Here is a 20,169-nt window from a genome sequence, read left to right on the forward strand (position 1 = left end):
GGTTGGGTGGTGGGGAGGTGGAGTGGTTTCCAGGTTTCTTGGTAGGTCCAGGTGTTGATGCGGGCGTGGTCGCGTTGTTGCTGGTGCCAGGTGGAGAGTGCGGGGAGGACGGTGCCCAGCGTCGCGGACGCTTGGAGATCCAGGGTGGCGGCCACAGCGTCCACGTCCTGACGCGACACCGCCTGCCAGAACTCCGCTTCCGGAACGGTGAGTTCGGATGAACTGCGGTTCCCCGTCGCTCCGGCGGCCGTACCACCCCCGCCCCCGGTGTTCGGCCGCGCGGCCTCCAGCCAGTAGCGCTCCCGCTGGAAGGCGTACGTCGGCAGGTCTGCATGTCGCGGCGTGTGCCCGAGCCGGGTGTAGTGGTGGCGCCATACCTCCGTGCCGACGATGCCACTGACGTGCAGGTGGGCGAGAGAAGTCAGGAACCGCTCGGTGTCGTTGTCGTGGCGATGCAGGGTGCCGATCGCGGTGAGGTGGTCGCTGTGGTCGGCGATGGCGGGGATGAGGGTCGGGTGCGGGCCGACCTCGATGAACGTGTCGTGGTCCGCGGCTGTAAGGGCGCTGACGGCCTGGGTGAAGCGGACGGGTGAGCGGAGGTTGCGGTACCAGTAGTGGCTGTTCAGGTGGGTGGTGTCCAGCCAGGCGTCCTCGACCGTCGAGTAGAACGGGACCGTCGACTCACCCGGCGTGATGTCGCCCAGGACGTCGAGCAGTTCCCCTTCGATGGCTTCGGTGTGGGGGCAGTGCGAGGCGTAGTCGACGGGGATGCGGCGGGCGCGGATGTCGGTGTCGGTGTAGTGGGTGAGGAGTTCGTCGAGGGCGTCGGTGTCGCCGGAGACGGTGGTGGCCTGCGGGCTGTTGAACGCCGCGACCCACAGCCGGCCCTCCCACCGCTCACCGATCAACTCGGCTACCTGTTCGGCTGGTTGGCTGATCGAGGCCATGCCGCCGAGGCCGCGCAGTGCGGCCAGGGCGCGGCTGCGCAGCGCGACGACCTTGGCCGCATCGGGGAGGGAGAGCGCGCCGCAGACGTGCGCGGCCGCGATCTCGCCCTGGGAGTGCCCGACGACCGCGTCGGGTTCGACGCCGTACGAGCGCCACAGTGCCGCCAGTGACACCATGACCGAGAACAGCACGGGCTGGACGACGTCCGCCTGTTCCCATACCGGGTCCTCGGCGTCGCGGTGCAGCATCCCGGTCAGCGACCAGGGCACCCACTGCGCCAGTGCCTTCTCACACGCCTCGATCCGCTCCGCGAACACCGGCGAGGTACGCAGCAGGTCCAGGCCCATGCCCGCCCACTGCCCACCCTGCCCGGGGAACACGAACACCACGCCACCATCGTCACGTTGGGTGGCCGCACGGCCGTCGACCACGCACGGGTGTGACTGACCCGAAGCGACCGCTTCCAGCGCCCCCGCGAACACCCCGCGCTCCGAGGCGACGACCACCGCACGGTGCTCCAGCGCCGCCCGCCCCCGAGCCAACCCCGCACCGATGTCGGCGAGTTCCACATCGCCGACCGCTCCCCTGGCGAGGCCCGCAGCCTCGTCCCCGGCCTGAACGAAGTCGGCCAGCGCCTTCGCCTGTGCGCGCAGCCCCACCTCCGACTGCCCGGACACCACCCACGGCAATGGCAACGGCGACTCGTCATCCGCCAGAGGCGCTTCGTCGTCCGAGACGGACGCCTCCCTTACGGGCGCCTCTTCGAGAATCAGGTGTGCGTTCGTCCCGCTCACCCCGAAAGACGACACGCCGGCCCGCCGTGGCTCACCGCCCGCCACCGCCGGCCACGGCCGTGCCTCCGTCAGCAGCTGAACGGCGCCCGCCGACCAGTCCACCTGCGGCGACGGCTCGTCCACGTGCAGAGTGCGCGGCAGCACGCCGTTGCGCAGCGCCATCACCATCTTGATGACTCCGCCCACACCCGCCGCGGCCTGCGCGTGCCCGATGTTCGACTTCAAGGAGCCCAGCCACAACGGCCGCTCCGCACCATGCTCTTGCCCGTACGTGGCGAGGAGGGCCTGCGCCTCGATCGGATCTCCCAGCGTGGTGCCCGTCCCGTGCCCCTCCACCGCGTCCACGTCCCCGGCCGACAGTCCCGCAGCAGACAGGGCGTCGCGGATCACGCGTTCCTGCGCCGGCCCGCTGGGCGCTGTCAGGCCGTTCGACGCTCCGTCCTGGTTGACCGCGCTCCCGCGCACTACCGCCAGCACCCGGTGCCCCAGCCGCCGTGCGTCAGACGGCCGTTCGACGAGCAGCAGGCCCACGCCCTCGCCCATGCCGGTGCCGTCGGCCGCCGCCGCGTATGCCTTGCACCGTCCGTCCGCCGAAAGGCCCCGCTGGCGTGAGAACTGGAGGAACGTGCGCGGCGTGGACATCACGGAAACGCCGCCCGCCACGGCGAGATCACACTCGCGCGTGCGCAGCGTCTGGCAGGCCATGTGCAGAGCCACCAGGGAGGAGGAGCAGGCGGTGTCGACGGTGATCGCCGCGCCTTCGAGGCCGAGACTGTAGGCGATGCGGCCGGAGGCGATGCTGCCGGCGCTCCCGTCGCCGACGTAGCCTTCCAGTTCCGCGTCGCCGCCGCGATCGGACGCGTAGTCGTGGTACATCACGCCGGTGAAGATGCCGACCCGCGATCCGTGTGCCGAGGTCGGGTCGATTCCGGCCCGCTCGAAGGCCTCCCAGGAGGTCTCCAGCAGGAGCCGCTGCTGAGGATCCATGGCGAGGGCCTCGCGTGGGGAGATCCCGAAGAAGCCGGCATCGAAGTCCGCGGCGTCGTACAGGAAGCCGCCGTGGCGGGTGTAGGAGGTGCCCGGGTGGTCGGGGTCGGGGTCGTACAGCTCGTCCAGGTCCCACCCGCGGTCGGTCGGGAACTCCCCGATCGCGTCTCGGCCCGAGGCGACCAGTTCCCACAGCTCCTCGGGCGACCGCACCCCGCCGGGGAAGCGGCAGGCCATCCCGACGATCGCGATCGGCTCCCGGCTCGCCGTCTCCAGCTCGGTGACGCGTTCGCGCGAGCGGTGCAGATCGGCGGTGACCCATTTGAGATAGTCCAGGAGCTTTTCCTCATTCTCCACGGGAGTCCGCCTTGTCTGTCGGGTCGGTGGGGGGCTGGGCCAGGGGCGAGGAGGAGCCGGCCACGGAGTCGCGTCCGAGTTCGCCGTCGATGAAGGCGAAGAGCTCGTCGCGGGAGGCGCCGGCCAGCCTGGTGGCGGCCGTGCCCTCGACGGACTGCCGAGCGGCGGGCACCACGGCCGGTGCGGGTGCCGAGGCCGCGAGTGACAGCAGCCGAGCTGCCACCCCAGCCGCCGCCAGCTCTGCGGCGGGAATCCCGCGCAGAGCGGCCTCCAGCCGGTCCAGGGCGGTGATCGCCGACGAGATCGCAGCTCCCCGGGAACGGTCCGGGGAGCAGCTGTCGACCAGGTGCCGCACAAGGGCCGAGGGCGTGGGGTGGTCGAAGACCAGGGTGGCCGGGAGACGTACTCCGGCTGAGGTGTTGAGCAGGTTGCGCAGCTCGACAGCCATGAGCGAGTCGAAGCCGAGGTCGCGGAAGCTGCGACCGGCGTCCACCGCTTCGGGTCCGGCGGCGCCGAGGACCCGCGCCACAAGCCGGCGGACGAGCCGGGAGACGGTGGTGATGCGCTGCTTGTCGTCCAGGCCGGCCAGCGTGTCCCGCAGGGGTACGGTCTCGTCGCGGGGTTCCTTGCGCCGGCCCGCTCGGGCCGCTCCGGGGAGGTCGAGGAGCCGGCGCAGGACGGGCGGGACGTCCGCGGCCTGGCGCAGCGCGGGCAGGTCGAGGCGTGCCGGCACCAGGACGGCGCGGTTCAGGGCGAGCGCCGTGTCGAACATGCCGAGGCCGGTGTCGGCGGGGAGGGCGAGCAGGCCGTTGCGGGCCATCCGCCGCAGGTCGACGGAGCCGAGGTGCCCGGTCAGGCCGCCGCTCTGCTCCCAGAGGCCCCACGCCAGCGAGGTGGCGGGGAGGCCTTCGGTGCGCCGGTGTTGGGCGAGGGCGTCGAGGAAGGCGTTGGCGGCGGCATAGTTGGCCTGGCCGGGAGTGCCGAGGGTCGCGACGGCGGAGGAGAAGAGTACGAAGGCGGCGAGCGGCAGGCCGCGGGTGAGGTCGTGCAGGTGGAGTGCGGCATCGGCCTTGGCCCGCAGGACGTGGTCGAGCCGGTGGGGGGTGAGCGAGGTGAGCACACCGTCGTCCAGGACTCCGGCGGTGTGCACGACGGCGGTGAGCGGGTGTTCGGCGGGTACGGTGGCGACGACGGCGGCGAGAGCTGACCGGTCGGCGGCATCGCAGGCGGTGACGGTGACGGTGGCGCCGAGGGCGGCCAGTTCGGTCCGCAGCTCGGCAGCGCCGGGGGCGGCGGGGCCGCTGCGGCTGATGAGGAGCAGGTGGCGGACACCGTGCGCGGTGACGAGGTGCCGGGCGAGCAGCCCACCGAGGCTTCCGGTACCGCCGGTGACGAGAACCGTCCCGACCGGGTCCCATTCCGGCCCCCTCGCCGCGCCCACCGTGGCACGGGAGAGCCGGGGAACGCGCAGGTCACCGTCACGCAGCGCGACTTGTGGCTCGCCGGTGACCAGTGCCCGCTCCACCAGACGGGCCGGGAAGGGGTGCTCCTCAGCCGTGCCGTCGAGGTCCAGCAGCACGAGCCGACCGGGATGCTCGCTCTGTGCGGAGCGCACCAGCCCCCAGAGCGCCGCCCCGACGGGGTCGGTGACCGGCTCGTCCGGGGCACAGCTGACCGCGCCGCGCGTCAGGAGAACGAGCCGGGTCTCCGCCGGCCGGTCCTCGCTGAGCCAGGCTTGTACGAGGTCCAGCCCGTGTCGGCAGGTCTCGTGCAGGTTTGCCGCGTCAAGCGGCCGGTCGCCGCCGCCGACCGGGGCGAGGACGGACTCGGGGGCGGGCGCGCCCTCGGCGAGGGCCTGCGCCAGTGCCGCGACGGACTCGTACGGACGGTAGGGCGGCGCGGTGGTGCCCACAACGGCGATGGCGTCCGCGCCGGGCGGGGGAGCGGTGGCCGCCGGCAGTGGGAGCCAGTCGAGCTGGTAGAGCGCATCGCGCGAGCTCGCCGCGGAGCGTGCCGCCGTGTGCAGCTGCTCCGTGGAGGCGGGGCGCAGCGCCAGCGCGGCGACGGACAGAACCGGCTCCCCGGTGACCGTCGCTGCGGCGATGGTGACGGCCCCGTCCGCGGCGGGCGCGAGACGTACCCTCAGGGCGCCGCTCGCGGATGCGTGGAGCGTCACGCCGGTCCACGAGAAGGGCAGGGGGCGGGCTGGTACGTGCTCGACCAGCCCGAGGACCACGGGGTGGAGCGCGGCGTCCAGCAGCGCCGGATGCACGCGGAACGCCGAGTCGTCCCCGGGCAGGGCGACCTCGGCGAAGATCTCCGCCCCACGTCGCCACACCGCGTGCAGCCCCTGGAACGACGGCCCGTACCGGAACCCGTCCCCGACCAGTCGCGCGTAGCACTGCGCGGGATCGCCCAGTTCGCCGGGCAGCACGGGCGAGGCGCCTGGCGGAGGCCAGGCGCCGGCGAGGTCGGCGAGCGGAGTGCCGGTGGTGTCGGGCGCGGGAGCGGCGGTACCCAGGAGGCCGGTGGCGTGGTGCTGCCAGGGGGCGTCGAGGTGGGCGTTCTCAGCGCGGGAGGAGACGGTCAGCGACCGGAGGCCGGTGTCGTCGGACGGGGTGACGCGGACTTGGAGTTCGAGGGCACCGTCCTCGGGGAGGATGAGGGGAGTCTCCAGCGTGAGTTCCCGGACGTCTCCCAAGTCGCCGATGAAGAGACCGAGTTCCAGAAACGCTGTGCCGGGGACGAGGGCGACACCGTCGACGGCGTGGTCGGCGAGCCAGGGATGGGTGCGCAGGGAGAGGCGGCCGGTGTGGAGCAGGCCGCCGCCGTCGGCGAGTTCGATGACCGCGCCCAGAAGGGGGTGGTCGGCGGGACGCAGACCGGCGCTGGTGACGTCTCCGGGCCCGGCGGGCGAGCCGAACCAGTAGTGCTCCGGCTGGAAGGCGTAGGTGGGAAGGTCCACATGCCGTGGTGTGTGCCCGAGCCGGGAGTAGTGACGGCGCCAGACGTCCACACCGGCTGTGCCGCTGACATGGAGCCGGGCGAGGGAGGTGAGCAGGCGGTGGGTGTCGTTGTCGTGGCGGCGCAGGGTGCCGATCGCGGTGAGGTGGTCGCCGTGGTCGGCGATGGCGGGGGTGAGGGTGGGGTGGGGGCTGGTTTCGATGAACGTGTGATGGCCGTCGGAGGCGAGAGCGGTGATGGCCTGGGTGAAGCGGACGGGTGAGCGGAGGTTTCGGTACCAGTAGTGGCTGTTCAGGTGGGTGGTGTCCAGCCAGGCGTCCTCGACCGTCGAGTAGAACGGGACCGTCGACTCACCCGGGGTGATGTCGCCCAGGACATCGAGCAGTTCCCCTTCGATGGCTTCGGTGTGGGGGCAGTGCGAGGCGTAGTCGACGGGGATGCGTCGGGCGCGGATGTCGGTGTCGGTGTAGTGGGTGAGGAGTTCGCCGAGGGCGTCGGTGTCGCCGGAGACGGTGGTGGCCTGCGGGCTGTTGAACGCCGCGACCCACAACCGGCCCTCCCACCGCTCACCGATCAACTCCGCTACCCGTTCGGCTGGTTGGTGGACCGATGCCATACCGCCCCGGCCGCGCAGTGCGGCCAGAGCGCGGCTGCGCAGCGCGACGACCTTGGCCGCATCGGGGAGGGAGAGCGCGCCGCAGACGTGCGCGGCCGCGATCTCGCCCTGGGAGTGCCCGACGACCGCGTCGGGTTCGACGCCGTACGAGCGCCACAGTGCCGCCAGTGACACCATGATGGAGAACAGCACGGGCTGGACGACGTCCGCCTGTTCCCATACCGGGTCCTCGGCGTCGCGGTGCAGCATCCCGGTCAGCGACCAGGGCACCCACGGTGCCAGTGCCTTCTCACACGCCTCGATCCGCTCCGCGAACACCGGCGAGGTACGCAGCAGGTCCAGGCCCATGCCCGCCCACTGCCCGCCCTGCCCGGGGAACACGAACACCACACCACCGCGCCGGTCTTCCGCCCTTCCTTGGGTGACGGCCGGGTGGGGTTCGCCCGAAGCGACCGCTTCCAGTGCCCGTGCGAACTCCTCGCGTTCGGAGGCGACGATCACCGCACGGTGCTCCAGAACCGCCCGCCCGCAGGCCAACTCGGCTCCCACGACCGTGAGATCGGCTCGGGAGTCCGCCGTGACGAAGTCCCGCAAAGCCCCCGCCTGCGCCCGAAGAGCGGCCTCGGAGCGAGCCGACACCACCCACGGCACCGGCGCCCTGTCATCGACCACGGGCGCCTCGCCGTCCGTCACCGGGACTTCCTCGCCCGAACCGGGGGCCTCCTCCAGAATCGCGTGCGCGTTGGTCCCGCTGATGCCGAACGACGACACCCCCGCCCGACGTACCCGGCCCTGCGCACCCGGCCATGGCCGCGCGTCCGTGAGCAGCCGTACGGCACCCGCCGACCACTCCACCTGCCGCGACGGCTCATCCACATGCAGGGTGCGCGGCAGCATCCCGTGACGCAGCGCCATCACCGTCTTGATGACCCCACCCACGCCCGCCGCGGCCATGCTGTGTCCGATGTTGGACTTGAGCGACCCGAGCCACAACGGCTCTTCTTCCGGCCGGTCCTGACCGTAGGCGGCGAGCAGTGCCTGCGCCTCGATGGGGTCGCCAAGCGTGGTGCCCGTCCCGTGCCCCTCCACCGCGTCCACGTCGGCCGCCGAAAGGCCCGCATCGGCGAGGGCTTCGCGCACCACGCGCTCCTGTGCCGCCCCGCTGGGCGCTGTCAGGCCGTTCGACGCTCCGTCCTGATTCACCGCGCTCCCGCGCACCAAGGCGAGTACCCGGTGCCCCAACCGCCGTGCGTCCGAGAGCCGTTCGACGACCAGCAGGCCCACGCCCTCGCTCCAGGCGGTCCCGTCGGCCGCCGTCGCGTACGCCTTGCACCGGCCGTCCGCCGACAGGCCCTGCTGCCGCGAGAATTCCATGAACATGCCGGGGCCGGACATCACGGTGGCTCCGCCTGCCAGCGCGAGGTCGCACTCGCCCGTGCGCAGTGACCGGCAGGCGAGGTGCAGCGCCACCAGCGACGACGAGCACGCCGTCTCCACCGACACCGCCGGGCCCTCCAGCCCGAGGGTGTAGGCGATGCGGCCCGAGGCGACACTGGGCAGAGTGCCGGTGAGGACGTGCCCTTGCAGGTCGGTGGGGCCGTGGGCGGCGTCGTCCATGCGGGGGCCGTAGCCGAGCGGCATGAGCCCGGCGAAGACGCCTGTCCGTGATCCGTGCAGCCCCGTCGGGTCGATCCCGGCGCGTTCCAGGGCCTCCCAGGAGGTGGTGAGCAGGAGACGCTGCTGAGGGTCCATGGCGAGCGCCTCGCGCGGCGAGATGCCGAAGAAGCCGGCGTCGAACTCCCCGGCGTCGTAGAGGAATCCGCCGTGCCGGGTGTAGGAGGTCCCGGAACGCTGCGGGTCCGGGTGGAAGATCTTCTCGATGTCCCAGCCGCGATCCGTCGGAAACTCCCCGATCGCGTCCCCACCCGACGCCACCAGCTGCCACAGCTCCTCCGGCGAGCGAACCCCGCCCGGGAACCGGCAGGCCATCCCGACGATGGCGATCGGTTCGTGATCCGCACCCGCGCGGGCGGTCCCCCTGGCGGGTGCGGGAGCCACGCTCCGGCCGGAATCACCGAGCGCGAGGTCGCGCAGCCGTGCGGCGAGCGCGGCTGGGGTCGGGTGGTCGAAGATCGTCGTCACGGGCAGCCGCAACCCGGTCGAGGCGCGGAGCCGGTTGACGAGGGCGACGGCGCCGGCGGAGTCGCAGCCGAGGTCGGCGAAGGCGGCGGACGGCTGCACGGGCGCCGTCGGGCGACCGCCGTCGCGGTCGAGGAGCGTGCCGAGTTCGACGCGGATCATGCCTAGGAGAAGTTGCTCCTGCTGAGCCGGGGAGAGCGGGGCCAGCCGGTCGCGCAGGAGGGTGGCGCTCGACGCCTCGGGCGGTCGGGGGCCCGTGGCGGTGGTGAGTCGGCCGAGTGCCGCGCGGAACTCTCGTATCCCCCCGTGGCCGCGGCGCAGTGTGCCCGTCACGAGGGCGTCGGCACCGTCCGGAGTTTCGTCGGCGAGTGCTTGCAGGTCGAGAGTGAGCACCGGGTGGGGGCTGTGTTCGACGAACCGCCGGTGCCCGGATGCCAGGAGTCGCCGGGCGGCGGTCGCGAAGCGGACGGTCCGGGTGATGTTGCGGTACCAGTAGGCGGCGCCCAACTCGCTGGTGTCGAGGGGCCCTCCGGTGAGGGAGGAATGGAAGGGGACATCGGAGGTGCGCGGGCGCAGTGGGGCCAGCTCGGTGAGGATCTGTTCCCGCAGGGTGTGCATCCTGGGGGAGTGGGCGGGCAGGTCGACCGCGACCTGGCGGGTTCGGACGCCCGCCTCGGCGAGGTCGGCCGCGAGCGCGGCGACCGCCTTCGCGTCTCCCGAAACGACGGTGCTGCGCGGCCCGTTGACGGCGGCGACGGTGGGGCCGTCGTGGTGCCACCGCTCCAGGTACGGCGCCAGTTCCTCGGGTGCGGCAGTGACCGCGAGGAGGGCACCGGTACCGGAGAGGGTGGCCTGGGCCTGGCTCCACCGGGCGGCCAGCCGTGCTGCATCGGGCAGGGAGAGACCGCCCGCCACGTGGGCGGCCACGACTTCGCCGAGGCTGTGTCCGAGGACGGCGCCGGGTTCGACCCCGTGCGCGCGCCAGAGCTGGGCGAGCGACACCATGAGGGTGAACAGCGCCGGCTGTACGACGTCGGCGCGGTCCGGTGACGGGGTTCCCGGGGCGCCGAGCAGAACGTCGGTGACCGACCAGTCGACGTACGGGGCGAGCGCGGCCTCGCAGGCACGCACGCTGTCGCGGAACACCGGGGAGGCGTCCCAGAGTTCCGCTCCCATGCCGGGCCACTGGGGGCCTTGGCCGGGGAAGACGAACACCACGCCGTCCCCGGCCTCTTGAGCCGGCGTTCCCTCGCCGTACGCCTGCGCGTCGTGCACGTGTCGTCTCCTCACCGCTCGGCTCGGGTGGGCGGCCGAAATGACATGGCGAAATCCGCCGAAGGAATTCCGGGCAGGGTAAATCCCGGGACGGAGAGAGCCATCGATGGCGGCCGCGCGATCGAGTCCTGGGGTTTCTTAAGCTAATGATCACGGAGCGACTTTCGAACCCCTATCCACCCCTGGGTTACTCGGGGAGATACTTCAACCGCCGTTAAGGGGTGCTCGTACGGTAATCGATTTCGCTCTTGCCACTCCCGTGTGACGCCCGGACTCTGGCACAGTGATCGGCGAGAGCGTGACCTCGGTTGGGGAGTTCATGCCGCGGTTCGACGTCAGCCGAAATGCCAATCATACTTTTGGGAAGGGAATTCGCCATGCTGGATCTCGACGACAGGACGGCCCTGGTCACCGGTGCCTCGCGCGGCATCGGCAAGGCCATCGCCCTGAGGCTCGCCGCCGAGGGCGTCCGGGTCGCGGTGCACTACGGGAGTCAGGAGAAGGCCGCAGAGGAGACGGTGGCGGCCATCGAACGCGTGGGCGGCCGGGCCTTCCCGGTCCGGGCCGACCTCTCGAGCGAGGACGCCGTCGACACGCTCTTCGCCGGGCTTCGGGAGGGCCTGGACGGGCGACCGCTGCACATCCTGGTGAACAACGCGGCCGTCGCCGCCGCCCCCACCGACCCGGCCGTGGCGGCACAGCCCGGCCATGTCCCCGGCCTGTCGGACGTCACGCCCGAGGAGTTCGACCGCCTCTACCGGATCAACGTCCGGGCACCGTTCTTCGTGACCCAGCGCGCCCTGCCGCTGATGGCCGACGGCGGACGCATCGTCAACGTGTCCTCGGCCGTCACCCGGATCGCCTGGCCGCTGCTGCCCTACGCCATGACCAAGGGTGCGCTGGAGATGATGGCCCCTCGGCTCGCCAACGAGCTGGGCGAGCGCGGGATCACGGTCAACACGGTGTCACCCGGCATCACGGACACCGACATGAACCGCTGGGTGCACGAGATCCCGGGTGCGGAGGAGAGCATCTCCGCCCTCACGGCGCTGCGCCGGCTCGGCCGGCCGAACGACATCGCCGACATCGTCGCCTTCCTGGTCTCGCGCGACGCCCGCTGGATCACCGGTCAGCTCCTGGATGCCAGCGGCGGCATGGCCCTCGCGCCCGCCCTGATGTGAGGGCGTGGCGCGGGCGGCGCTCCGTGCCGGGTCGCTCCGGACGCCGTAGCGCGAGCGGAACGACCCGGTCGTCGGGTCGAGGGCCTTTACGTCCCCGGTTCGTCGGGTCGAGGGCTCTGTCCGCCCCCGGTCGGTCGGACCCGGGGGCCCGGCCCTTTACGCCGGATCGGCGCAGGCCGCCCGGTCCGCCCGTAGGCGGGCGGTGACGGCGTCCACCACCGCGTCGTGGTTGGCGTCGAGGAAGAAGTGCCCGCCCGGAAAGGCCAGCACTTCGGTCTCCGCCGTGCTGTGCCTGCTCCAGGCGTGGGCGTCGGCGAGGCTGGTCCTGGGGTCCGCGTCCCCGACCAGTACCGTGATCGGGCAGCCGACCGCGGCGTCCTCGGCGGCACGGTAGCGGCCGATCGCGCCGTAGTCGGCACGAAGGGCGGGCAGTGCGGCGGTCAGCAGCTCCTCGTCATGGAGCACGCGCAGGTCGGTCCCACCGAGGCTGCGCAGTTCGGCGAGCATCGCGGCGTCGCTGGCGGCCGGGCCGGAGTCGTCCCGGAACCGGGCCGGCGCCCGGCGGCCGGAGGCGAACAGCCGGGCGCAGCGGACACCCGCGTCCCGTTCCAGGCGTCTGGCCAGCTCGAAGGCGAGCACTGCGCCCATGCTGTGTCCGAACAGGGCGGTGGACGCGTCCACGCGGTGCCGGACGGCCGTGAACAGCGCATCCGTCAGCGCCTCGACCGAGTCGGCGCAGGGTTCGGCGCGACGATCCTGGCGGCCGGGGTACTGGACGGCCAGGACTTCCACCTCCGGGGCGAGGGAGCGGGCGAGGCGTACGTAGGCGCTGGCGGATCCGCCGGCGTGCGGGAAACAGAGCAGCCGGATCGGAGCTTGTGGGGCCGGTTGAAAACACCGGAGCCAGAGGGATCCGTCGTCGTCCGGGTGGGACATCGTCATATCCTCTCCATATGTGTGAATATCGCATTACGGGTGTCCGCATAACCTGAGGTCCGTCTCGTAGTTTCGCGGAGATCGACCATCCTGTCAGCCTGCGGTTCCCGGTGACTTCGCGCAGCGGCGCATTCTCGCCGTCGTGTTCTCGCCGTCGGGTCGGATGTGTGTGGTGTGCCCATGGGGATGGGCAGTATGTTGTCGAGTTGTTCTCTTGTCGTATTCGCGAGCATCCCGGTTAATCGGGGGAGGGAGACAGATGGCGGTTATGCGGGGCGTTTGCTCTCCGAGCCATGAGCGCGGGCCGGCAGGGCCCGTGCTCGTCGATCTGGGTGCGCAGTTCCACGCACTGAGAGCGGCGCTCGAAGACTGCGCGGCCGGCCGGACGCAGGTGCTGGCCGTCGAGGGAGGAGCGGGCTGCGGGAAGAGCGCGTTCCTGGCCGAAGCGCTCCGGCAGGCCGCCGCCTCGGGCTTTCTGGTCCTCCGGGCAGCCGGCTGTCCCGCGGCGAGGCAGGGTCCCTTCGGTCTGCTGTGGCAGTTGGCGAACGACCTCGCGATCCCGGACGCCCCACGCTCGCGGCTACGGGACGCCCTGGGGCACCGGACGGCATGGACGGGTGCGTTGCACAAGCCGCCGGCGTCCCCGACGGTGCAGCGGGTCTGTGCGGCCCTCCAGCAACTCACCGAGGCCGCGCCGGTCGTGATCGGCGTCGACGACCTGCACCACGCGGATGCGGAGTCCCTGCACTGCTTGTTGCAGACCGCCGGCCATCCCGGCACCGCCCGCCTCATGCTGGTCTGCACCGCGCTGCCGTCCAGCCTGGCCGTCGACCCGGCGCTGGCCGCCGAACTGCTGCGGCAACCGGCCTTCCAGCGCGTCGTCCTGGACCGTCTCTCCGTCCACGGGGTGTCCCGGCTGCGCGCGTCCCACCCTGGGCCCACGGCCGCGGCACCGCCCGCGGACGACCTCCTGACCGTCACCGGCGGCAACCCGCTGCTGGTGCGCGCCTTGTTGGAGGAATACGCCGAAGGGCAGGCCGGTGAGCAGCCGGGCGTGACGCGACACGCGCCGTACCCCGCCATCGGCGGCCGGTTCTACCAGGCCGTCCTTGCCTGCCTGACTCGCACGGTGACCGTCATCAGGCACACCGCGGGCGCCCTCTCCGTCCTCGGCGAGGCCGGCTGCGTCGAGTTGGTCGCCCGGCTGCTCGGCGTCGGGCGCGCCACGGCGGCACACGGGATGCGCGCGCTGGAGCTGACCGGCCTCACCGTCTCCGGCCGTCTCCGGCACCCCGTGGTGGAGGCTGCCGCCCTGGACGCCTTGGACCAAGGTCACCGCGCTCACCTCCACCGTCGTGCCGCAGCGCTGCTGTTCGACGTCGGTGCCGAGCCGGGCGAGGTCGCCCCGCATCTGCTCGCCGCCCGGCACGCGGCCGGGCCGTGGGCGGTGTCCGTCCTGCGCGACGCCGCCGAAGAGCTGCTGGCCCGGGACAAGGTCCCGGTCGCGATCTCCTGCCTGGAACTGGCCCTCGGGTCCTGCGCCGGGCTGGAGCAGCGCGCCGAGATCAGGCTGCGGCTCGTCGTGGCCGCCCGCCGCACCGACCTCGCCGCGGCGGAGGACCACCTGGCCGAGCTCGTCGGCGAGCTGCGCACCGGCAAGCTGACTGCGAGTCAGGTGGAAAGACTGGCCCAACTGTTACTCGGAGCGGGACGTTTGGAGGAGGCGGTGGAAGCCATGGGGCGGCTTCACCGGCTCGGTGAGTCGGGCGACCCGCGTCCCGAAACGGGTTTCCACGCGTCCGCCCTGTGGGAGTCACCGGTCCGCCCCCGCGCGGAGCGGGCACCTGCGCCCGAGGAGATTCCCCGGCCGTGGACCCCGGTGGCCGCTGTCTGGGACCTTCCCGGTGACGGGACGAGCACCTCCGCCGCCGAGGTGGCGGGGGCCATCCTGAAGAGCCTGCCGCTCACCGACACCACCCTGGTGGTCGTCGCCAACGCCGTCCGGGTGCTCTGCCGCACCGGTGGCTGCGACGCCGCCGCACTCTGGTGCAGCCGTCTGCTCGCCGAAACCGCCCGCCGCGAACTCCCCGGCTGGGAGGCGCAGTTCCTCGCTCTCCAGGCCGAACTCTCGCTCTGCCGCGGCCTGCTCGCCGACGCCGAGGAGTACGCCGGCCGGGCGTTGGCCTGCGTACCCGGCCGCAGCCGCAGCGTCTTCGTCGGCGGACCGCTGGCCAGCCGGGTGCTCGCCGCCACCGCGATGGGGCGCTACGACGACGCCACCCGGCAGCTGGACCACCCGGTCCCCGAGGCGCTCTTCCACAGTGTGTACGGGCCACCCTATCTGCGTGCCCGCGGTCACTACTACCTGGCCATGGACCGGCCCGTGGCCGCCGTCGCCGACTTCCTCAACGCCGGGCGCCTGCTGCGGCGCTGGCGGCTCGACCGGCCGGCGCTTCAACCCTGGCGCTCCGAGGCGGCGGAGGCGTTCCTGAGGCTCGGCGAGCCGAAGAAGGCCGACCAGCTGCTTCGCGAGCAACTCGCCCGGACCGCCGACGGCCACCCGCACGTGCGCGGCGTCTCGCTGCGGCTGCGCGCGCAGATCGCCGGACCCGAGGAACGGCTGGGCCTGCTGATCCAGGCCGTGGACGACCTGAAGAGCAGTGGCGATCGGCTGGCCCTGGCCAGGGCCCTGGCCGATCTCGGCGCGCACTACCAGCAGCGAGGCGAGCCGGTCAAGGCGAGCGCCGCGATCCGCCGCGCCTGGCGCCTGGCCAACGACTGCGGTGCCCGGGCGCTGTGCGACAGCATCCTGCCGCAAGGCCCCGGGCGGAAGCCGCCCCGGGAGGCGGCGGCACGGGCCAGGACCGTGCTGAGCGGTTCGGAGCTGCGGGTCGCGGAGCTCGCCGCGACCGGGCACACCAACCGCGAGATCTCCGCGAAGCTCTGCATCACCGTCAGCACCGTCGAGCAGCATCTGACCCGTGTCTACAAGAAGTTGAAGATCAGCCGCCGTCAGGATCTGCACGCCGGCTTGCGCACCGAGGCCGGCAGCCCCGCCTGAGCGAGGCCGTCGGTCCTTCACCCCCACGTCAGCGGGCGGTGACCCGCATGGGATACCCCAGCGCCGCCCGCTGCGTCCGGGGCATCGGCCGTACCCGGACCGGACGGGCCGGCGCGAGCTGCCAGCGGCCGGCGATGACAGCGAGCGCCAGGGTGCCCTCGACCGTACCGAAGACGTCGCCGATGCACTTGCGGCCGCCGCCGCCGAAGGAGAGGAACCCGCCGCGGGGGAGCCGCGGATCGGCCCAGCGGTCGGGGTCGAAGACCGTCGGCCGCGGATACAGGTCGGCCCGCTGGTGGACGGCGTAGCCGCTGAACGCGACGATGCTTCCGGCCGGCAGGGCGCGCCCTGCGAGCCGGGTGTCCTCGGTGGTGACCCGGGTGAGCAGCCAGTCCGAGGGGAACAGCCGCAGTGCCTCGCGGAACACCCGGCCGGTCAGCTCCAGCGAGGGAAGATCCGCCCAGGTCGGTGCACGGCCGTCGAGCACCCGGTCGATCTCGGCGTGCAGCCGCCGCTCGATCTCGGGGTGCCGGTACAGCAGGCGGAAGGCCCAGTCGAGGGTGGAGGCGACGGTCTCGACGCCCGCGATGGCCATCCCGACGACCTCGGTGAAGACCTCCTCGTCCGTGAGCCGGTCGCCGTCGTGCTCCGCCAGCAGGATCGACAGCAGGTCACCCCGGTCGACGCCGTCCCGGCGGTACCGGTCGATCGCCCCCAGCACGGCCGTACGCAGGTCCGCGGTCCGCCGGGCGAAGCGACGCTTGGCGGGGGTGGGTACCGACCTCAAGGCCGTGGGCGTGAGGAGGTGGGCGGTCAGGCCGCTCGTGATCGTCTGCGCGAACGGGACCGCGGCGGCCACGGCATCCGCGCAGTGCTCGGCGGTGAAGATCGTGCCGGCCAGGGAACGGGCGCTGACCGCCAGCAACTGATCGTGCAGATCCACGACTTGGCCGTGGCGCCAGCGCTGCGTCACCGCGAGCGTCTGCGAGGTCATCACCTCGGCGTAGCCGGGAAACCGGTCGGCGTGGAAGGCCGGCTGGATGAGCCGCCGCAGGCGGCGGTGCCGGGCGTGCGGACAGGACGCCAGCCCGTCGCCCACCAGATCGCGCAGCTTGCTGAACATCGGGCCGCCCTTGTCGAAGACGCGGTCCGAGGTCAGGACGTGATGGGCGAGTTCGGGGTGGCAGACCACGTGGAACGGCATCGGCCCCACCCGGACCTCCACCAGATCCCCGTGGGAGGGCAGCGACGCGAGGAACGGCAGTGGCCGGCGCAGCAGTATGGGGCCGTGCCCCAGCAGCGGGACCCGTCCGGGCGCTGCGCCCGCCACGAAGGCCGCGTCGGGCTTCCGCGTCTGCGCTCCGGTCCCGCCCGGTTCGGGCCGTCCCGCCGGAGGCTCCGGTCCGGCCCCGGCCTGGCCGGTCTCGGTCATCGTGCCTCTTCCTTCGCCGTCGTCATCGCGGGCCGCCTCACGCGTCAGGGAGGTGCTTGCGCAGCCACGGGGTGTCCTCGTAGAGCCGCAGGACCGCCGCCTCGGTGTCGTCCGCCCGTCGGCACCGGACCCCGTCCTCGTCGGTCTCGGACCCGACCGCCTCCCGGGCCGCCCGCGCCGCCTCGACGGCCGCCTCGGCGATCATGGCGGCCTCGGCGGACGCCTGCCTGGTGTGCGCTGCCGCGGCGGCCATCATGTCCGCTGTACCGGTGCCGGCGGCGGCCTCCGCGGCGGCGACCGTGGCCGCCTCGGTGATGCGGGCCGCCTGGGCTCCCGCCGCGGCGGCGTCGGCGGCGGCCGCGGACGTATCGGCGGCTGCCTCCCGCGCGCGCTCGGCGGTCGAGGCCCGGGCGGCGGACAACGCCGCCGCTCCGGCGTCCTCGGCGGCGGCGCTTGTACGCCGGGAGGCGTCGGTCAGCGCCTTTCCGAGTTCGGCGGCGGCCGCCGCGTTGTCCGTTCCGGCCGCAGCCTCGACCGCACGCTCGGTTTCGGCGGCGGCCGCCGCCATCGCGGACGCCAACGCCCGCGCCCGTCGGGCCGCGCTCAGCGCCCGCCGCGCCGGTCCCGTCCTGCTGCTGTCCTGATCGACATAGGTCACCGCGACATCACCTCCAGGGGAACGACCCCGCCGCCGGTACCGGGTCGCGGACCCTTCACGCGACTCCCGGCGGCACGGCGTCCATTGGATCGGCCGCACACATCGCTGTACAGGCGAGGCGACCCCTGACTTGGGTCACACCCCTATTCCGCGCCTACGCAACCCCAGACGATCGCGACCGTTTCGGTGTCCCTCCGCTCGCGGTGGGATCGTCGCGAGATAGCACCACCGTCAACTCGCCGAGACATAGGGTGAATGGGGTTATTCGCCTCATTGCACCGCCGGTCGGGTGGGTACGAACACGATCGTGTTGGCTGATCGTCGACGCCAACGCGCCCCACAGTCGAACCCCCCACAGGAGTTTCCATGCGCTTTCTCAAGGCGGCCGGAATCGGATCGACCGTCGCCCTCGCCACCTTCACCGCGCTGCTCACCTGCACCTCCACCGCCGGCGCCGCCGAACCGGCCCAGGCGCGCGGCGAGGCGGACCTCACGCTCGTCGCCAAGATGACCGGGCAGCACGTCGTCGACGTCAACAAGGCGCACGCCGGACGGCGTGCGCCTCCCTATGTACCGTTCCGTCCGAGTGCACCATGCGACACCAAGCGTTCAGGGCGTGAGCATCCGGTCCTGATCCACCGGGGGTGTGCCGGCGTGCCAGTCCAGGGCCTTGCCGAAGCGCACCAACTCGCCGTACAGGGCGGGTTCGACGCCTTCGGCGAAGACCAGATCGAGCACGGCCGCGGCGGCCTGGGATGATCTTTCCTCGTGGCACGCGGAGATCTGACGGATGCGCAGTGCGCCAGGCGGCAGCTGATCGGCGGCATATGGTGGCGGACGCGGACCGGGGCGCCGTGGCGGGTTGTCCCGGAACGGTACGGGCCCTGGGGTCGGGCGTGCGATCTGTTCCGCCGCTGGCAGCGGAACGGCGCCTGGCATCGGACCTTCGCTGACGAAACTCGCCGTCCGCTACGAAGCGACCGTCCTGGTCGCCGCCATCGACGAGTGGCTGTGACCAGCACCGCGGAGGGACCGTCAGCGGTGGCCCAGTACGTTGACCACCCGTCCGCTGGGGTCGCGAACGAAGAACCGCCGCACGCCCCACTCCTCGTCCTGCAAGGGGTGAATGATCTCCGCACCGCTCTCCCGCATGACCTCATAAGCCGCATCCACGTCGTCCACCTCGACGCTCATGTCGGGGGCGACAGGCGCGGACTTGTCGCTGGTCATGACGCTGACCTGCGCTGCCGGGCTGGACGGTGAGGCGAGCGTCATGATCCAGCCGTGGTTCATGACCTCCTCGAAGCCCAGCAGACCATAAAACTCCCGGCTCTTCTGCACGGCCTCCGACCGGATGTTGGGCACGACACGGCGAACGGCCATCGATGACTCCAAACGAGAACGAACCTGTCTTTGTGTCTCCCCAGGAGTACTACGGCCCGTTCGCCGCCGCACCCACTTTCGATACACGCCTCAGCCCCCTCATGACGACGGGCCTCGCCCCCTCATGACCACGGAACAACACGCGCGGCGGCGCCCATGACGGTCCAGGGCTGTGGCGTTCCGGGGAGTCGGTAACCGCCCGACCCCGTCACGCCGACCGGGCGCGGGAACCGGCGGCCGAGGCCGGTGTGCCCCTGCCCGGCGTCCGTTCCCGGGGCCCGTACCATGTCCCCGATGACCGGCACCGGACCGCACGCCCCGCGACCGCCCCAGCGGCGGCATCGCGCGCTGCTCGTGCTGGCTGTGCTGGCCGGGCTGTTCGGCATGCACGCGCTGGCCCCCGGCGGGGGCCTGGGACACGCGGACCACGCCCGGCCCGCACACGGTGTGGTCGCCGTCACCGCACCGGACGACTGTCCCGGCGGTGACGGGCACTGCGGTGGCCACCGGCCGCACCACGCCGACCCCAGCTGCGCCTCGGGCGCGGTCGGCGGCGGCCCGCAGCCGCCCGCACTGGTCCCCGACCCGGTGGCCGCCCTGGCGGCGGCCGCCTGCCCGCGCTCCGGCCCGGCCACCGCGCCCGACGGCGCCCGTGCGCCGCCCGACCTGGCCGAACTCCAGCTCCTGCGGATCTAGAGGCCGCCACGGCCGCCCGCCCTGCCGTACGCAGGTGCCGCGGTCGTGCCCACGCGTGCCCGAAATCCCTTCACAGCAGCAGGAGTTCCCGCATGACCACCCGTACCCTGACGCGCCGCGCCGCCCTCGCCACGGTCGCCGTGACCAGCGCCCTTGTCCTGGCCGCCTGCGGCAGCGGCGACAGCGACAGCGGCGGCCACACCGGCCACGGCACCTCCGCCACCCCGAGCGCGTCCGCCGCCGCGCACAACGCCCAGGACGTCGCCTTCGTGCAGGGCATGATCCCGCACCACCGGCAGGCCCTGGAGATGGCGCGGCTCGCCGACGACCGGGCCGCCTCGGTCCGGGTGAAGGACCTCGCCTCGCGTATCGAGAAGGCGCAGGACCCGGAGATCCGCACCATGACCGGCTGGCTGAAGAGCTGGGGCGAGCAGGTGCCCATGGCCGGCATGGACCACTCGGGTCACTCCGGCATGTCCGGGATGATGAGCGACGCCGACATGACGGCCCTGGAGAAGGCCACCGGCAAGGACTTCGACACGAAGTTCCTGTCCCTGATGGTCGAGCACCACCAGGGCGCCGTCGAGATGGCCACCACCGAGAAGGGGAAGGGCAAGGACAGCGCCGCCAAGGCCATGGCGGACGCCATCGTCGCCGCCCAGAACGCCGAGATCAAGGAGATGAAGCAGCTCCTCGGCACGAGCTGACCGTACGACGGGCGGGGGCCGGTGCCGCCACCGCC

The 20,169-nt window shown here is 72.5% G+C and carries 9 protein-coding genes and 3 pseudogenes; 5 read left to right on the top strand and 7 right to left on the bottom strand.

Going from position 1 to position 20,169, the window contains the following annotated elements; genetic code table 11:
* Together ACZ7DL_RS36685 and ACZ7DL_RS36690 are read right to left on the bottom strand one after the other, a co-directional pair.
* The coding region (locus ACZ7DL_RS36685; protein ID WP_470781061.1) for a type I polyketide synthase at positions 1-3,086 on the bottom strand (3,086 nt) is incomplete at its 3' end.
* Positions 3,076-10,020 (bottom strand): annotated as a pseudogene (locus ACZ7DL_RS36690) (SDR family NAD(P)-dependent oxidoreductase); the annotation flags it as partial. The gene ACZ7DL_RS36685 and the pseudogene ACZ7DL_RS36690, both read right to left, overlap by 11 nt.
* A gap of 437 nt (positions 10,021-10,457) precedes the next feature.
* On the opposite strand from ACZ7DL_RS36690, the gene ACZ7DL_RS36695 reads away from it, so the two are divergent.
* The gene (locus tag ACZ7DL_RS36695) at positions 10,458-11,261 is read left to right on the top strand and encodes an SDR family oxidoreductase (RefSeq protein WP_470781063.1); all 804 of its coding nucleotides are present in this window, start codon (positions 10,458-10,460) and stop codon (positions 11,259-11,261) included.
* 156 nt (positions 11,262-11,417) lie between these two features.
* Here the strand turns inward: ACZ7DL_RS36695 and ACZ7DL_RS36700 are convergent, their stop codons facing one another.
* Positions 11,418-12,203 carry a thioesterase II family protein gene (locus tag ACZ7DL_RS36700; protein WP_470781065.1) on the bottom strand — a complete coding sequence of 262 codons (786 nt, stop codon included), beginning with the start codon at positions 12,201-12,203 and terminating at the stop codon, positions 11,418-11,420.
* Between the two features lie 310 nt (positions 12,204-12,513).
* Here ACZ7DL_RS36700 and ACZ7DL_RS36705 point away from each other — a divergent pair, with 310 nt between their 5' ends.
* The gene (locus ACZ7DL_RS36705) at positions 12,514-15,258 is read left to right on the top strand and encodes a helix-turn-helix transcriptional regulator (RefSeq protein ID WP_470781067.1); all 2,745 of its coding nucleotides are present in this window, start codon (positions 12,514-12,516) and stop codon (positions 15,256-15,258) included.
* A 28-nt stretch (positions 15,259-15,286) separates the two neighbouring features.
* On the opposite strand, the gene ACZ7DL_RS36710 is transcribed toward ACZ7DL_RS36705, so the two are convergent.
* From ACZ7DL_RS36710 to ACZ7DL_RS36720, 3 genes and pseudogenes are all read right to left on the bottom strand, one after another.
* The gene (locus ACZ7DL_RS36710; protein WP_470781069.1) at positions 15,287-16,690 is read right to left on the bottom strand and encodes a cytochrome P450; all 1,404 of its coding nucleotides are present in this window, start codon (positions 16,688-16,690) and stop codon (positions 15,287-15,289) included.
* A gap of 37 nt (positions 16,691-16,727) precedes the next feature.
* A complete protein-coding gene (locus ACZ7DL_RS36715; protein ID WP_470781070.1) occupies positions 16,728-17,348 on the bottom strand; it encodes a hypothetical protein in 621 nt (206 codons plus the stop codon).
* Between the two features lie 609 nt (positions 17,349-17,957).
* Positions 17,958-18,104 (bottom strand): annotated as a pseudogene (locus tag ACZ7DL_RS36720) (carbonyl reductase); the annotation flags it as partial.
* Between the two features lie 12 nt (positions 18,105-18,116).
* Here ACZ7DL_RS36720 and ACZ7DL_RS36725 point away from each other — a divergent pair.
* Positions 18,117-18,281: pseudogene (locus ACZ7DL_RS36725) on the top strand (transposase); the annotation flags it as partial.
* Between the two features lie 102 nt (positions 18,282-18,383).
* Here ACZ7DL_RS36725 and ACZ7DL_RS36730 read toward each other — a convergent pair.
* Entirely contained in the window at positions 18,384-18,731 is a 348-nt protein-coding gene (locus ACZ7DL_RS36730) for a VOC family protein (RefSeq protein ID WP_470781072.1), read from the bottom strand.
* 294 nt (positions 18,732-19,025) lie between these two features.
* Between ACZ7DL_RS36730 and ACZ7DL_RS36735 the strand changes: the two genes are divergently transcribed.
* Both ACZ7DL_RS36735 and ACZ7DL_RS36740 read left to right on the top strand, forming a co-directional pair.
* Positions 19,026-19,427, top strand: a complete 402-nt coding sequence (locus ACZ7DL_RS36735) for a DUF6153 family protein (RefSeq protein ID WP_470781074.1) — start codon at positions 19,026-19,028, stop codon at positions 19,425-19,427.
* Positions 19,428-19,519: 92 nt separating this feature from the next.
* Positions 19,520-20,134 (top strand): DUF305 domain-containing protein, encoded by a 615-nt coding sequence (locus tag ACZ7DL_RS36740; RefSeq protein ID WP_470781076.1) that lies wholly within the window; start codon positions 19,520-19,522, stop codon positions 20,132-20,134.
* The last annotated feature ends 35 nt before the right edge of the window (positions 20,135-20,169 follow it).

It is taken from the genome of Streptomyces sp. NPDC036984, assembly GCF_055607665.1.